The 436-nt window shown below is 39.7% G+C and carries 1 pseudogene; it reads left to right on the top strand.

Going from position 1 to position 436, the window contains the following annotated elements:
- Nucleotides 1–436, top strand: a pseudogene (locus GR212_RS36635) (hypothetical protein); the annotation flags it as partial.

Genomic DNA, 436 nt, shown 5'->3' with positions numbered 1-436 from the left:
TACCTTACCTTACATGTGATGGCGGCAATTGAACGTTATCAGGGATTTAAGAAGACCAGAGTATTGGTAGTCTGTGCTACCGGAATTGGAAGTGCATTGATGTTAAAGAATCGCTTGGAGAAAGAATTTTCATCCAGCTTAGAAATTCTTGATACGGTTAGTTATTATGAAGTTACAGAGGAACGACTGAAGGATGTTGATTTGATTATTTCATCCATTAACTTGTCGAATCTAATTTTTATGACACCGGTTGTCAATGTCAGCGTCTTCCTATCAGAAAAGGACATTGAGGCTATTCGATCTCATTTACAGCAAACGACCCCAGTTATTCCTGACCAAGGGGAAAATGTGCTAATGGAAGTAGGTCAGGCTAAGCAGATTGCAGAAGCAGTATTTGCTCCACATAGAATAATCTATCTTGAGGAGGGTTGTGATC

The organism is Martinezella lusitana, from assembly GCF_010668395.1.
GTDB classification, from domain to species: Bacteria; Pseudomonadota; Alphaproteobacteria; order Rhizobiales; family Rhizobiaceae; genus Rhizobium; species Rhizobium lusitanum_A.
The sequence above is the reverse complement of the archived record's forward strand: the minus strand, read 5'-3'. Positions and strand labels throughout refer to the sequence as shown.